At 69.4% G+C, this 13,372-nt stretch carries 14 protein-coding genes, 1 tRNA gene and 1 pseudogene; 8 read left to right on the top strand and 8 right to left on the bottom strand.

Going from position 1 to position 13,372, the window contains the following annotated elements:
• Positions 1 to 180: 180 nt before the first annotated feature.
• The 3 genes from B3I25_RS05785 to fabG all read right to left on the bottom strand — a co-directional run bounded on the left by B3I25_RS05785 (position 181) and on the right by fabG (position 1,937).
• Positions 181 to 266 (bottom strand) — tRNA-Leu (locus tag B3I25_RS05785).
• Between the two features lie 146 nt (positions 267 to 412).
• Complete coding sequence (locus tag B3I25_RS05780) at positions 413 to 1,168, bottom strand: SDR family oxidoreductase (RefSeq protein WP_098053397.1); 756 nt, start codon at positions 1,166 to 1,168, stop codon at positions 413 to 415.
• A 43-nt stretch (positions 1,169 to 1,211) separates the two neighbouring features.
• Positions 1,212 to 1,937 (bottom strand): 3-oxoacyl-ACP reductase FabG, encoded by a 726-nt coding sequence (gene fabG / locus B3I25_RS05775; protein ID WP_286738223.1) that lies wholly within the window; start codon positions 1,935 to 1,937, stop codon positions 1,212 to 1,214.
• A 154-nt stretch (positions 1,938 to 2,091) separates the two neighbouring features.
• Here fabG and B3I25_RS05770 point away from each other — a divergent pair, with 154 nt between their 5' ends.
• The 4 genes from B3I25_RS05770 (at position 2,092) to B3I25_RS05755 (ending at position 5,214) form a co-directional block, all read left to right on the top strand.
• Positions 2,092 to 2,568: a DUF3099 domain-containing protein gene (locus tag B3I25_RS05770; RefSeq protein ID WP_338121564.1), complete on the top strand. Its 477-nt coding sequence runs from the start codon at positions 2,092 to 2,094 to the stop codon at positions 2,566 to 2,568.
• Positions 2,569 to 2,625: 57 nt separating this feature from the next.
• Positions 2,626 to 3,021: a hypothetical protein gene (locus B3I25_RS05765; protein WP_239318668.1), complete on the top strand. Its 396-nt coding sequence runs from the start codon at positions 2,626 to 2,628 to the stop codon at positions 3,019 to 3,021.
• Positions 3,021 to 3,995, top strand: coding sequence for an SURF1 family protein (locus B3I25_RS05760; RefSeq protein WP_286738271.1), 975 nt, complete (start codon positions 3,021 to 3,023; stop codon positions 3,993 to 3,995). Before B3I25_RS05765 ends, B3I25_RS05760 begins: the two co-directional genes overlap by 1 nt.
• Before the next feature lie 109 nt (positions 3,996 to 4,104).
• A complete protein-coding gene (locus B3I25_RS05755) occupies positions 4,105 to 5,214 on the top strand; it encodes an alcohol dehydrogenase catalytic domain-containing protein (RefSeq protein WP_286738221.1) in 1,110 nt (369 codons plus the stop codon).
• A gap of 115 nt (positions 5,215 to 5,329) precedes the next feature.
• On the opposite strand, the gene B3I25_RS05750 is transcribed toward B3I25_RS05755, so the two are convergent.
• Entirely contained in the window at positions 5,330 to 6,928 is a 1,599-nt protein-coding gene (locus B3I25_RS05750; protein ID WP_098053392.1) for an ABC-F family ATP-binding cassette domain-containing protein, read from the bottom strand.
• Between the two features lie 336 nt (positions 6,929 to 7,264).
• Here B3I25_RS05750 and B3I25_RS05745 point away from each other — a divergent pair, with 336 nt between their 5' ends.
• The 4 genes from B3I25_RS05745 to B3I25_RS05730 all read left to right on the top strand — a co-directional run bounded on the left by B3I25_RS05745 (position 7,265) and on the right by B3I25_RS05730 (position 10,260).
• Complete coding sequence (locus B3I25_RS05745; protein ID WP_035962026.1) at positions 7,265 to 7,897, top strand: biotin transporter BioY; 633 nt, start codon at positions 7,265 to 7,267, stop codon at positions 7,895 to 7,897.
• Positions 7,898 to 8,641, top strand: coding sequence for an energy-coupling factor ABC transporter ATP-binding protein (locus tag B3I25_RS05740; protein WP_286738217.1), 744 nt, complete (start codon positions 7,898 to 7,900; stop codon positions 8,639 to 8,641).
• Positions 8,638 to 9,255, top strand: coding sequence for an energy-coupling factor transporter transmembrane component T family protein (locus tag B3I25_RS05735; protein ID WP_167318468.1), 618 nt, complete (start codon positions 8,638 to 8,640; stop codon positions 9,253 to 9,255). The genes B3I25_RS05740 and B3I25_RS05735 overlap by 4 nt, the downstream gene beginning before the upstream one ends.
• A gap of 99 nt (positions 9,256 to 9,354) precedes the next feature.
• Positions 9,355 to 10,260, top strand: a complete 906-nt coding sequence (locus tag B3I25_RS05730; RefSeq protein ID WP_144996633.1) for a KPN_02809 family neutral zinc metallopeptidase — start codon at positions 9,355 to 9,357, stop codon at positions 10,258 to 10,260.
• A gap of 102 nt (positions 10,261 to 10,362) precedes the next feature.
• Here B3I25_RS05730 and B3I25_RS05725 read toward each other — a convergent pair.
• The 4 genes and pseudogenes from B3I25_RS05725 to sufD all read right to left on the bottom strand — a co-directional run.
• Positions 10,363 to 10,527: pseudogene (locus B3I25_RS05725) on the bottom strand (alpha-hydroxy-acid oxidizing protein); the annotation flags it as partial.
• 298 nt (positions 10,528 to 10,825) lie between these two features.
• Entirely contained in the window at positions 10,826 to 11,185 is a 360-nt protein-coding gene (locus B3I25_RS05720) for a metal-sulfur cluster assembly factor (RefSeq protein WP_035962032.1), read from the bottom strand.
• A 31-nt stretch (positions 11,186 to 11,216) separates the two neighbouring features.
• A complete protein-coding gene (gene sufC / locus B3I25_RS05715; protein WP_206399204.1) occupies positions 11,217 to 11,981 on the bottom strand; it encodes a Fe-S cluster assembly ATPase SufC in 765 nt (254 codons plus the stop codon).
• Positions 11,982 to 12,079: 98 nt separating this feature from the next.
• Positions 12,080 to 13,372 carry a Fe-S cluster assembly protein SufD gene (gene sufD, locus B3I25_RS05710; protein ID WP_064845265.1) on the bottom strand — a complete coding sequence of 431 codons (1,293 nt, stop codon included), beginning with the start codon at positions 13,370 to 13,372 and terminating at the stop codon, positions 12,080 to 12,082.

Below are 13,372 nucleotides of genomic sequence, written 5' to 3'. Positions count from 1 at the left end.
ACCGGGTCCGCCCCGGCCCACATACATCTGCGCCCCGATACGGCAGGCTCCACGGCTGATCTGGTGTGGTTTCGGGCCTCAGATGTACTTAGCGCATCCCGCCCCGGGCGTTCGGGCGGGCATGCGAAAAACCCCCGATCCGGAACTCATGTCTCCGGATTGGGGGCTTCCCGAATCGTGTGCGCGAGGGGGGACTTGAACCCCCACCCTCTAATACGAGGACTAGCACCTCAAGCTAGCGCGTCTGCCTATTCCGCCACCCGCGCAGGTGTCCGAACCGCGGCGTTTCCGATCTCCCGGAAACCTTCTCGGCCCGTGGCAACGACAAGAAACCTACCACAGTTGCGCGGTCCGTTCGAACTCGACCGGGGCCGGACCGTGCACTCCTCGGGAGCACGGCCCGGTGCGGGTGCTACCGACCTGCCTGCGCCAGGAAGTCCTCCGCGCCACCCACGAGTTCCACGTGACCGGTGGGAACGTCCGCAGTGACCATCGCGGCGATCTCCTGGGCGAACTCATGGACGGTGTAGAGCTTCCCGGCGGCCTCGCGGCGCTCATCGAGTGCTCCCGGGCGGGCCCGGTTGAGCAGCGTGGCCGTGACGGTGCCCTCGATCATGTCCGCAGAGACCACCACGAAGCCGATGCCCTTGTCCTGCAGCTCGGGCACGCGAGCCGTCAGGGTGTCTTCCCCGGCGCGCTTGGACTTGGCCACGGCCTCGTACTCGGGCATCGTCTCCACGTCGTTGATGAAGTGTGCCTGGTGGCTCGTGACGAACACCACGCGGCCACCCTGGGGAAGCGTCCGCAGGGCCTCGGTCAGGGTGTCGTTCTGGGCGTCACGGTTCAACCGCAGGGCGTAGTCCTCACCCATCTCGGTCTCCATGCCCCCGGAGGCGTTGAGGATCAGCACGTCCACGCCACCGAACTCGTCCACGGCGGCACGGAACAGACCCGCGCGAGACTCGGCGTCCGTGATGTCCGCCTGCACGGCGATCGCGTGGCCGCCGGCCTCCGTGATCTCCTTGACCACCTTGTTGGCCCGGGGGGCCTTCTGACGGTAGTTGACCACCACGTTGGCGCCCTCACCGGCGAGGATCTTGGCGGTGTCCGCGCCCACGCCTCGCGAGGATCCGGTGATGACCACGGTCTTGCCTGCCACTGAACTCATGCGGTTTCTCCTTCGAGGGGTGCGGGTGCGGGAATCGGCGGTATCAGTGCCCCAGGCCCAACCCGCCGTCTACGGGGATGATAGCGCCGGAGACGTAGGCCGCGGCGTCGGAGGCAAGGTATTCCACCGCTCCGGCGACCTCTTCCACGTGCCCGAAACGCTGGGCCGGGATCATGGAGAGGTAGTTGTCCTTGACCTCGTCGGAGAGCTCGTGGGTCATGGCGGTGTCGATGTAGCCGGGGGCCACCACGTTGGCGGTGATCCCGCGGGAACCGAGTTCGCGGGTGATGGCGCGGGCCATGCCGACCAGGCCGGCCTTGGAGGACGCGTAGTTCACCTGACCCGGCGCGCCCGTGTACCCCACCACGGACGAGATGAAGATGATCCGGCCGTGCTTCAGTCGCATGAACCCCTTGGTCGCGCGCTGCACCACCCGGAACGCGCCGGTGAGGTTGGTGTCGATCACGTCCTGGAAATCGGCTTCCTTCATGCGCACCAACAGGGTGTCCTTGGTGACCCCGGCGTTCGCCACGAGTACCTCCACGGGACCGAACTTCCCCTCGATCTCCCGGAAGGCCGCGTTCACGGAGGCGGTGTCGGTGACGTCCGCCTGCACGGTGTACGCGCCGTTGGGCCCGTCCCCACCGGAGCGCGAGGTGACCACCACGTTGTCCCCGGCGGCGATGAACCGTTCCGCGATCGCGCGGCCGATACCTCGATTGCCTCCGGTGACGAGCACGGTGCGAGCGGCGGAGGACTGGTCAGACATGATGGAACCTTCCGTGGAGGGGCGGGCGCGGCGGGGAAGCCCACCCTCGTATCAAGACTTCACAGCATCCTAACCGGCCTCTGACCGGCGGACATTCCCCGCTTGGGCGCCACACACAACGGTGAGATAATGCTCAGAACGCTCACAGTCAGCCGTGGCAGTGTCGCCCCGCGGGTACACCCCCAGATCGTTCGCCGAAGGACCGGTTCCCATCTCACGTTCCCAGCCGCAGTCGCATGGTTCCACCGAGGTTCATTCGATCACCTCGGCGGCGGATCCGCACACCACCGACATGGCACACCGCATGAAGGTCTATTCCTTCCAGATGGCGCTGCGCGTGGTGTGCATCATCGGAGTGGTGCTGATCGACAACCTGATCGCGCGGATCCTGCTCGTGCTGGGCGCTGCGATCCTGCCGTGGCTCGCGGTCATGATGGCCAACCGCGGCGCGGACCGCTCCGAACGCTCGGGTTCCGCGTATCGCCCGCCCACGCGCACCGAGTTGCCCACGAGCGCCGAGTCGCAGGAGCGGGCACCGGATCCGGAGACCGTGGTCGTGGACGGGGAGTACACCGCCCCGCCCCCGCAGCGCGAACTGCCCCCGCCCCGCGCGGTCACGCGCCGCAACTGAAGCGGGCCCGCCCCCGCGCCCACCGCACCGCACGATTTCTGGGAGGATTTCTTCACCGTGGGATTCGATCTGCTCGGCTCTCTGGACCCGCAACGCCCCGCGCCCGACGACGCCGCACCCCGCCCCCGCGCGGCGGCACCCGAGGCCGTGTGCTCTCGCCGGGGCTGTTCGCGTCCCGCGCAGTGGACCCTGCTGTGGAACAACCCCCGCGTGCACACCCCCGAGCGCCGCAAGGCGTGGCTCGCGTGCGACGAGCACCGGGAGCACCTGGCCGACTTCCTGGGCCAGCGTGGCTTCCTCAAGACCATCACACCGTTCGAGGCCCCCGAGGACGCAACGCCCGACGCCGCTGCGAGCCAGGACATCCCGCACGAGCCCGGCGCGGGTGACGGCCGCGCCGAGGTCGGGGACGGCGGCGTCGTCCGACCCGAGGAATCGGGGCGCACGCCTTGATGCGCAAGTACAAGTTCCTGGGCACCCCCACGTGGCTCGGCTGGTTCGCGCTGTGCTGCGTAGCTGCGGCGCTGTGCCTCTACCTGGCCCACTGGCAGATGTCCCGCAACGACCACCTGGTCGCGGAGAACGCCAAGATCAGCAAGAACTACGACGCCCCGGCCTATGACTCCGCCCGCGGCATCCCCCTGTTCCAGGACTACGACGACTCGCAGACCTGGCATCCCGTGGAACTGCGCGGCACGTACGTGCCCGAGGAGACCGTGCTGATCCGCAACCGTCCGCACGACGGGCGCGTGGGCTACGACGTCCTGGTCCCGTTCCGCACCGTGGAGGGACCCGTGATCGCGATCGACCGCGGCTGGATCCCCACGGACGACTCCGCGAACGGGATGCCGTCCGCGGTGCCCCCTCCCCGGTCCGGGACCGTGACCGTGACCGCCCGGCTGCGCCCCACCGAGGGCACCGTGGACCGCGGGGCACCCGAGGGTCAGTCAGCCTCGATCGACCTGCCCGCGTTCGCCGAACGCTGGGGTGGCGCGCTGGCCACGGGCGGGTACGGAGAACTGGTCTCCGAGGACCCGCCCTCGAGCGTGACCCCGCAGGCCGGTGAACGACCGGCCATCGAGTACGGTCCGCACCTGTCCTACTCGCTGCAGTGGTACGCGTTCGCGGTGCTGGTGTTCGTGGCCTACGGGTACTCGGCCCGCCAGCACGTGAAGAACCTCGAGTGGGATCGCGCGTACGCCGCGGAGGTGGAACGCCGGTTGGCGCAGTACTACGACGCCGAGGGCAACTACATCGGGGAGATGGACGAGTCGCTGATCATCCGTCAGTTGCAGATGGCCGACGACATGCCCGCGCATCTGAAGTCGCTGTACCGACCCAAGCGCCGTCGGGCCTCCACCGGCGTGAGCAACGAAGACGAGGAGGATGCCCTACTGGACGCCCTCGAGGCCGACAGGCGACACTGAGACGCAGACCCGCGCCCGCTTACGGCACCCGAGGGAGCCGTCCCGGCGGGCGGTCCGCCCGAGCGGACGTTGCCTTGTCGGACGGGTCACCCGTGATGAAGGAGTCGCCGTGAAGATCACCGCCGCCGTGCTCGAGGAGATCGGGCTGCCGCGCCCGTACGCCGAGTCCCATCCGTTGCGCCTCCAGGAGGTGGAGCTCGCGGACCCCGGTCCGGGCGAGCTGCTGATCCAGGTCCGGGCGGCGGGACTGTGTCACTCGGACCTGTCCGTGGTGGACGGCAACCGGGTGCGTCCCACGCCCATGGTGCTGGGACACGAGGCCTCCGGGATCGTGGAGGCGGTGGGTGAGGGTGTCACGGACATCGCCGTGGGTGACCAGGTCACGACCGTGTTCCTGCCCCGTTGCGAGGAGTGCGACCAATGCGCCACGGACGGGAAGCTGCCGTGCGGTCCCGGTTCCCGCAGTAACGACGCCGGGCTGTTGCCCGGTGGTGAGCGCCGATTGCACCGCGGTGAGGAGGAGCTGTTCCACCACCTGGGGGTTTCGGGTTTCGCGACCCACGCGGTGGTCAACCGCCAATCGGTGGTGCCCGTGGACAAGGACGTGCCCCCGGAGATCGCCGCCGTGGTGGGCTGCGCGGTGCTCACGGGCGGCGGCGCCGTGATCAATGCGGGCCGTCCAGACGACGGTGACACGGTGCTCATCGTGGGTCTGGGCGGCGTGGGCATGGCTGCGCTGCTGACCGCGGTCTCGCTCGAGAAGGGCCCGGTGATCGGGGTGGACGCGAACCCGGAGAAGCTCGCGCGCGCCGTCGAACTCGGAGCAAGCGCGGTGTACTCCCCCGAGGAGCTCGCCGAGCAGGGGGTGACGGCGGCCGTGGTGATCGAGGCCGCGGGCCACCCCCGCGCGTTCGAGACGGCGGTAGCGGCGACCTCGCCCGGGGGCATCATGGTGACGGTGGGGTTGCCCTCGCCGGACGCCCGGTCCACGATCTCCCCGCTGGGGCTCACCGCGCAGGCGCGCACGATCGTGGGTTCCTACCTGGGTTCGGCGGTCCCCGCGCGGGATATCCCCGTGTACCTGGGACTGTGGCGGGAGGGGAAGCTACCCATCGAGGAGCTGATCTCCCAGCGGATCGGTTTCGAGCAGATCAACGAGGGTCTCGACGCCCTCGCGGAGGGCCGGGCAGTGCGCCAGGTCGTACTGTTCGAGAACTGAGCCCCGCTGCGCCGGGTGCGGGAGCGGCGTACGTCCCCGCACCGTACGCGCCGCGAAGAGTCCCGCGGCGCGCCAGGCCCGTTGGTCCTCCGGCGGCCGCGGCAGGACGCCCGTGCTACGCGAGGGTGATGAGGTCCTGGTAGTCCTGGCTCCAGAGGTCCTCCACGCCGTCGGGGAGCATGACCACGCGCTCGGGTTCGAGCGCCTCCACGGCGCCCTCGTCGTGGGAGACCAGGACCACGGCGCCCTCGTAACTGTGCAGCGCGTTGAGGATCTCCCGCCGGGACGCGGGGTCCAGGTTGTTGGTGGGCTCGTCCAGCAGCAGCACGTTCGCCGACGACGCTACGAGCGTCGCGAGTGCGAGTCGCGTCTTCTCGCCGCCGGAGAGCACCCCGGCGGGCTTGTCCACGTCGTCGCCCTGGAACAGGAACGAGCCGAGGATCGTGCGCACCTGGGTGTCCTGCAGGTCCGGTGCGGCGCTCTTCATGTTCTCGAGGACGGTGCGCTCGGTGTCCAGGGTGTCGTGTTCCTGCGCGAAGTAGCCGAGTTTCAGGCCGTGACCCGCGACCACCTCGCCGGTGTCCGGGTCCGCCTGGCCCGCGAGCATGCGAAGCAGCGTGGTCTTGCCCGCGCCGTTGAGCCCGAGCACGACCACGCGGGAACCGCGGTCGATCGCGAGGTCCACATCGGTGAAAATCTCGAGTGAGCCGTAGGACTTGGATAGGCCCTTGGCCATGAGCGGGGTCTTGCCGCAATCGGCGGGCTTGGGGAAGCGGATGGCCGCGACCTTGTCCTGCACGCGTTCACCCTCGATCCCGGCCATGAGCCGTTCGGCTCGGCGGATCATCTGCTGGGCGGCCACGGCCTTGGTGGCCTTGGCGCGCATCTTGTTGGCCTGGTCCATGAGCACCCCGGCCTTCTTCTCCGCGTTGGCGCGTTCACGCTTGCGGCGGGCCTGGTCCTGGTCGCGCTGCTGGAGGTAGTTCTTCCACGTCATGTTGTACACATCCACCACGCAGCGGTTGGCGTCCAGGTACAACACCTTGTTCACGACCATTTCCATGAGGTCCACGTCGTGGGAGATCATGAGGACCCCGCCCTGGTAGGAACGCAGGAACTCGCGCAGCCACACGATCGAGTCGTGGTCCAGGTGGTTGGTGGGCTCGTCGAGGAGCATGGTGTCCGCGTCCGAGAACAGGATCCGGGCGAGCTCCACACGGCGACGCTGCCCACCGGAGAGCGTGTGCAGGGGCTGGTCAAGCACGCGCTGGGGCAGGTTGAGGTTGCTCGTGATGGTCGCGGCCTCGGACTCCGCGGCGTAGCCGCCGCCGGCCAGGAACTCCGACTCAAGGCGGTCGTAGCGGCGCATGGCCTTGGCCCGCACGGCGTCGTCCTCGGAGGCCATCTCCTCCTCCGCGCGGCGCAGCTTGGTGATCACACCGGCGAGGTTACGCGCGGACAGGATGCGGTCCCGGGCCAGCTGGTCCATGTCATCGACCTTGGGGTCCTGCGGCAGGTACCCGATCGATCCCGACCGCGTGACCTCACCCGCGGCGGGGAGCGTGAGCCCCGCGAGCACCTTGGTCATGGTGGTCTTGCCAGCCCCATTGCGCCCGACCAGGCCCACCTTGTCGCCCTTGTCCACCCGGAAGTTCACCTCGTCCATGAGCAATCGCGCGCCGGCGCGCAGTTCGAGGTTCGTGACGGTGATCAACGGTGCAGGGCCTTTCGTGGGGCGGTCGAGCGAGTGCTCCCGGGACGACGCCGCACACCGTGCTCGGCGTGCGGCGCTTCGTGGATCGCGCTGGATGGAGGCGCCCGGGACAGACAGAAACCCCGTGGCTGCGGGGTCCTGCACCAGTCTACTCGCGGTCGCAAATCCACTCGACGAGCGGGCGCGGCCGGCGCGCGGGGCACCCGCGACCCATGCGGCGTCGTCCCGTGAGGTGCACGGGCCATGTGACCCGCCGGATGAGCAGGAGCGGTCGGGCGAGCGAGGGTGGGCGGGTGCCGAGGGCCCACACCACCGGGCTCCACTAGACTGCGGACCATGACAGCACCCGCGCGCGACACCCGCACCGTGACCTCATTCGACCTGGCCAACATCGCCGTGTTCGCCGCACTGACGTGCGTGCTCGCGCTCGCTCCCGCCATCCCCGTGGGTGCGCTCGGGGTGCCCATCACACTGCAGACCCTCGGGGTGTACCTGACCGGCATGATCCTCGGGAGCCGCCGCGGCTTCGCCGCCCTGGCGCTGTACGTGATCGTGGGTCTGCTCGGCGTCCCGGTGTTCGCGGGCTTCGTGGGCGGACCGGCCGTCCTGGGCGGGCCCAGCGTGGGCTATCTGCTCTCCTTCCCGTTCGCCGCCGCCCTCGTGGGTGCACTCGCCCACCGCAGCGTGCGCGCCGAACGCGTACGACGCCGCGCGGGCTCCACCTCCGCGGCCCCCGAACGCCGTGGCGGGCTGGTGATCACACTCTTCGGTGCGGCGCTCGCTGGCCTCGTGCTCTCCCACGTCATGGGCATCGTGGGCATGATGCTCACCGCGGGATTGTCCCTTCGGGCGGCGCTGCTCACCGATCTCGCGTTCGTCCCCGGTGACCTGGTTAAGGCACTCGTGGCGGCCCTGATCGCGGTGGCCGTGCACCGTGCCTTCCCCCGGATGGCCGGGGCGGTCCTCTGAGTGCAGCCCGCACTACGACCGGGCTCCTCCGAGCCCCTGTACTGCGCGGACGTCACCGTCACGGCGGAGGGACCCGCGGGTCCCGTGACCGTCCTGGACCGGGTCACGTGTGAGTTCACCGCGCCGCGCACCGCGGTGGTCGGGCTCAACGGCTCCGGCAAGTCCACGCTGCTGCGGCTGTTCAACGGGCTCGTGACACCAACCTCGGGCGTGGTGCGCACGGGCAGCGTGGACCCCGTGGCCTTCCCCCGGGAGGCCCGCTCGCTCGTGGGGTTCGTGTTCACCGATCCGGCCTCCCAGATCCTGATGCCCACACCGCTCGAGGACATCGAACTGTCCCTGCGGCGTCGCGTCCCGGACCGGGTGCAACGCGCTGAGCAGGCCCTGTCTTGGCTGCGCCGCATGGGGCTTGAGCACCGCGCACACCACAGCGTGTTCGACCTCTCCGGCGGGGAACGCCAGCTCGTGGCGCTGGCCGCCGTGCTCGCCGTGGAACCCCGGGTGCTCATCCTGGACGAACCCACCACGTTGCTGGACCTGCGCAATCGCCTCAAGCTGCGAGAGCTGCTGGACGGATTACCCCAGCAGCAACTTGTGAGCACGCACGACCTCGACCTCGCCGAGAGCGCCGAGCACGTGGTCGTGGTCCACGAGGCGCGGATCCTCGATCAGGGTCCGCCCGAGCTCGTGCTCCCCCGGTACCGCGCGTGGTGCGCGCACGGTTTCCCCGGGGAGACTGCGTGAGGAGGTCGCGCGCCGACGACCTGCTGGGCACGTACGTCCCCGGGACCTCGATCCTGCATCGCAGTCCCCTGTGGCTCAAGACCGTGGTGCTGCTCGGCGCGTGCGTGGCGATCATGGCCGTGCGCGCGTGGCCGGTGTCCCTCGCGGCATTCGCGCTCAGCGCGGTGGTGTCCGCGGCCTGTGGTTTGGGGTTACGGCGGTGGGCCCGCTCCCTGCGCCCACTCCTGCTCCTCGTGGGCGTGCTGAGTCTCTACCACCTCGTGGCCAACGGTCCGGCCCGCGCGGCGGACGTCGTGCTCTCCCTGCTGGCCGTCGTGGGGATCACCCGGTTGCTCATCACCACCACACCGCTGCCCCGACTCATCGACGGCCTGGTCACCCTGTGCGCACCGCTGCGCCGGCTGGGTGTGGACCCCGAGCGGGTGGGGCTCGCGGTCTCACTCATGATCCGTTCGGTGCCCTGGTTGTTCGGCGTGCTCTCCGGGCTGCGCGACGCCGCCGCGGCACGCACCGTGCGCCCGTCCCCAGTGCAGCTCGTGACACCGGCCGTGATCGCGACCGTGGACTACGCGCACCGCACCGGGGAGGCGCTCGCCGCGCGCGGACTCGAGTGAGCCCCCGCGCACGCGACGCGGAGGCCGTCCGACGCGCCACGACGCGGCGCCACGGTCCCGTACCGCGCGGTTGCCCCGGTGGGGCCCTATGCTTCCCCCATGAGTTTCAATGACAACTCCCAGCTCAACGGCGGCCGCGTGGGTTCGGGCGGCGGTGGCCGCGGGATCGCTGTGGGAGGCGGGCTGGGCGGCGCCGTCCTGCTGCTGCTCGCGGGACTGTTCTTCGGCCAGGACGGCATCGATGCGCTCACTGGCGGCAATCAGGACGACACCCAGAGCACGCAACAGGTGGACTCCGGGCTCGCGGACCGCTGCCGAACGGGCGAGGACGCCAACCGGGACACCGAGTGCCGCATGGTGGCCACGGTCCAGTCCCTGGACCAGTTCTGGGGAGGGTACTTCCCCGAGGCCACGGGCAAGAAGTACTCCTTGCCGCAGGTGGAACTGTTCCGCGGGACCGATTCCACGTCCTGCGGCCAGGCCTCCTCCGCGACCGGCCCGTTCTACTGCCCGCCGGATTCCACGGTCTACCTGGACACCGGCTTCTTCGACCAGATGCGCAGCCAGTTCGGCGCGGACGCCGACGCCCTGGCCCAGGAGTACGTCATGGCGCACGAGGTGGGGCACCACGTGCAGAACCTGCAGGGCACCCTGGGCCGGGCGCAGCAGGACCCGCACGGCGCGACGTCGGCCGCCGTGCGCACCGAGCTGCAGGCCGATTGCTATGCGGGGATGTGGGCGCATCACGCGACCGAGCCCGGCGGGGCCGTCCAGTTGGAACCGATCACGCGCACGCAGCTCGCCGACGCGATCGAGGCGGCCGGGGCGATCGGTGACGACCGGATCCAGGAGACCACCCAGGGTCGCGCGAACCCGGAGTCCTTCACCCACGGCACCTCGGCGCAGCGCCAGGCGTGGTTCCTCACCGGCTACCAGACCGGGGACATCCGCGCGTGCAACACGTTCACCGCCTCGGACCTGAACCGTCCTGCGGCCCTGAAGTAACCGTTCACACATCGTCATCCGGTGCGGCACGTCCCGGACGAGCCGCACCGGGGCAGCACAGGTGGCCGGCGCCCCGGTGTCGGGTCCGGGCGGCACGTCCGGGCCCACGTCGTCGCGTACCTCGGCCAGCGCGGTCAGGGACACCGGGGCCCGGCCCAGGTGCCGGTCGCCGTGGTTCGAGACCACCAGAACGTCGGCGCCCACGCTCAGGGCCCGGCGGGCGTCGTCGGCGGTGAGCACGCCCCCGGTCTCACCCCCCGCATGCATGAACCGCGTGAACCCCGTGGGTGCGATCCGGGTTGAAGGAGCCGAGGCGCATGAGGGGTTTCAATTCGGTCAGCTGGGGTAGTTGGCGTTGCAGGGAGCATCTCCCGATCCGGACGTGGGCCGCGGGCCCGACATGGACGTCGGATCCGAACGTAGCACCGCCCGCGCCATGGAACCCTCGGATGGGGCCGAGCACATGGCTGCCGGGGGCTCTGCGCATCCGAGTCATGCGGGAGGGGTCCGGGTACGCGTGAGGGCGCGGGGTGGTTCACCCCGCGCCCTCACGACACGCATCGACTCAGATGTTGAAGCCCAGGGCCCGCATCTGATCGCGTCCGTCCTCCGTGATCCGCTCGGGACCCCACGGGGGCATCCAGATCCAGTTCACGTGCCACTCGTCCACGGTGGGGGCCAGGTTCTGGGCGACCTGTTCCTCGATCACGTCCTGCAGCGGGCACGCGGCCGTGGTGAGCGTCATGTCCAGACGCAGGGAATCGTCATCCTGGTAGGCCAGCCCGTAGAGCAGCCCCAGGTCCACGATGTTGACACCCAGCTCGGGGTCGATCACGTTCTTCAACAGATCCGTGATCTCGGCAAGCGACGCCTGGCCATTGGGACCGGGGGTCTCCGCCGTGACGGTCTCGGTGGAATCGCTCATCGCGACCTCCTCTGAAGTGGTGTGCGGGGACTTACTTGGCGGGGGCCCGCACGTAGCGGTCGTAGCCCTCGTTCTCGAGCTGGTCGGCGAGCTCGGGACCACCCTGGTCCACCACGCGCCCGTCCGAGAACACGTGCACGAACTGCGGCTTGATGTAGCGCAGGATCCGCGTGTAGTGGGTGATGAGCATGATGCCCGTGTTGTCCTCCTGCAGGGCGCGGTTGACACCCTCGGAGACGATCTTCAGGGCGTCCACGTCCAGACCGGAGTCGGTCTCGTCCAGCAGCGCGATCTTGGGCTTGAGGATCTCGAGTTGCAGGATCTCGTGACGCTTCTTCTCGCCACCGGAGAAGCCCTCGTTCACGTTGCGCTGCAACATGTCGCTGTCGATCTTCAGCTTGTCCATGGCGGTGCGCACGTCCTTGGTCCACGTGCGCAGGGACGGGGCCTCGCCCTCGATCGCCGTCTTGGCCGAACGCAGGAAGTTGGAGGTGGTCACACCCGGGATCTCCACGGGGTACTGCATGGCCAGGAAGAGCCCGGCGCGGGCGCGCTCGTCCACGGACATCTCCAGCACGTCCTGACCGTCCAGGGTCACGGAACCGGAGTCCACCTGGTACTTGGGGTGACCGGCGATCGTGGAGGCGAGCGTGGACTTCCCGGAACCGTTGGGACCCATGATCGCGTGCACCTCACCGGAATTGATGGTCAGGTTCACGCCCTTGAGGATGGGCTTGGTGGTCTCGTCGTCCAGGATGACGGACGCGTGGAGGTCCTTGATCTCCAGAGTTGACATGAAGCAATTCTCCTAGTGTTCGTGCGCACCCGATCGGTTCGCGAGCCGGATGCGGGAAGGTCGTGGATGGGAACTGCCGCGGCGCGTGGGCCGGGCGCTCAGTTCTCGGTGCGGGCCAGCTCGTCCTCGAGGGACGCGCGCAGCTGTTCCTCGAGGGACTCGACGCCCACCTGCTGGATGATCTCGAACAGGAACCCGCGCACCACGAGGCGCCGCGCGTCCTGCTCAGGGATCCCGCGGGACATCAGGTAGTACAGGTGCTCGTCGTCCAGCTGACCCGTGGTCGAGGCGTGACCGGCGCCGGCGATCAGGCCGGTCTCGATCTCGAGGTTCGGCACGGAGTCCATGCGGGGGCCGTCGTTGAGGATCAGGTTGCGGTTGAGCTCGTAGGTGTCCGTGCCCTCCGCTTCCGCGCGGATCAGCACGTCGCCGATCCACACGCCGTGGGCGTTCTCGCCCTGCAGCGCGGACTTGTAGGTCACGCGGGAACGGCACCGGGGCACGGAGTGGTCCACGAACAACCGGGATTCCAGGTGCTGGCCGTCGTCCACGAACGTGAGACCGTACATCTCCACGTCACCACCGGGAGCGGTGAAGCGCGTGGACGGGGTGACCCGCACGAGGTCCCCACCGAGGCTCACGAGCACGTGCTTGAAGGTCGCGTCGCGGCCCAGGCTCGCTTGCTGCGAAGAGGCGTGCACGGAGTCGTCGTCCCATTCCTGGAGCGAGACGACCGTGAGGTTGGCACCGTCCGCGACCGAGAACTCCACGTTCTGGGACAGCACGGCGGAGCCCACGTGGCGCAGCACCACGAGCGCGCGGGAGTTCGTCCCGGCCTCGATCACGATGTGCTGGGCTGCGGGCTCGGCCGACTCACCCGTGATCGTGACGATGACCGGCTCGGTGACCTGCGCGTCGCGCGGGACGCTGAGCACGGTGGCCTCGCGGAAGTTGGACCACGCGTTGGCGGAGACCCGGTCCTCGGGGATGCCCACCGAGCCGATGCGGGAGTCCTCGCGGGAGACCGTGGTGAGCTCCACGCCATCGCCGCCGGAGACCGACACGGCCGGGGCGGGCCCGTCCAGGGCGGAGTCGTCGAGTCCGCGCAGGCGCTTGATCGGGGTGAATCGCCAGTCCTCGAGCTTGGTGCTCAGCGGCGGGAAGTCCGCGACGTCGTAGGAGGTGAAACGACCCGCGCGCGAGGAATCCGGGACACCGGAGATGTCACCGTGCTCCGTGTGCCTGATCTCGGGCTCACCGGCCTGGTTACGACCCTCCTGGAGGGTCTCGCCCTCCTGGCTCATCCCGGGAATCGCCACGCGGTCCTCACCGGTGGGGACCCCGTTCACCTGTTCGGTGGTGTCCTGAGCGGTCTGATCAGTGGTGGACAT

The sequence above is a fragment of the Kocuria sp. UBA1838 genome (assembly GCF_002338785.1).
In the GTDB taxonomy this organism is placed as follows: Bacteria; Actinomycetota; Actinomycetes; order Actinomycetales; family Micrococcaceae; genus Kocuria; species Kocuria marina.
This window is presented reverse-complemented; position numbering and strand designations above follow the sequence as displayed.

Excerpts from the sequence above, each read along its gene's own strand:
- sufC (WP_206399204.1), bottom strand. The coding sequence starts at position 11,981 with ATGTCAACTCTGGAGATCAAGGACCTCCACGCGTCCGTCATCCTGGAC.
- B3I25_RS05760 (WP_286738271.1), top strand. The coding sequence starts at position 3,021 with ATGCGCAAGTACAAGTTCCTGGGCACCCCCACGTGGCTCGGCTGGTTC.
- B3I25_RS05745 (WP_035962026.1), top strand. The coding sequence starts at position 7,265 with ATGACAGCACCCGCGCGCGACACCCGCACCGTGACCTCATTCGACCTG.
- sufD (WP_064845265.1), bottom strand. The coding sequence starts at position 13,372 with ATGTCCACCACTGATCAGACCGCTCAGGACACCACCGAACAGGTGAAC.
- B3I25_RS05780 (WP_098053397.1), bottom strand. The coding sequence starts at position 1,168 with ATGAGTTCAGTGGCAGGCAAGACCGTGGTCATCACCGGATCCTCGCGA.
- fabG (WP_286738223.1), bottom strand. The coding sequence starts at position 1,937 with ATGTCTGACCAGTCCTCCGCCGCTCGCACCGTGCTCGTCACCGGAGGC.
- B3I25_RS05730 (WP_144996633.1), top strand. The coding sequence starts at position 9,355 with ATGAGTTTCAATGACAACTCCCAGCTCAACGGCGGCCGCGTGGGTTCG.
- B3I25_RS05720 (WP_035962032.1), bottom strand. The coding sequence starts at position 11,185 with ATGAGCGATTCCACCGAGACCGTCACGGCGGAGACCCCCGGTCCCAAT.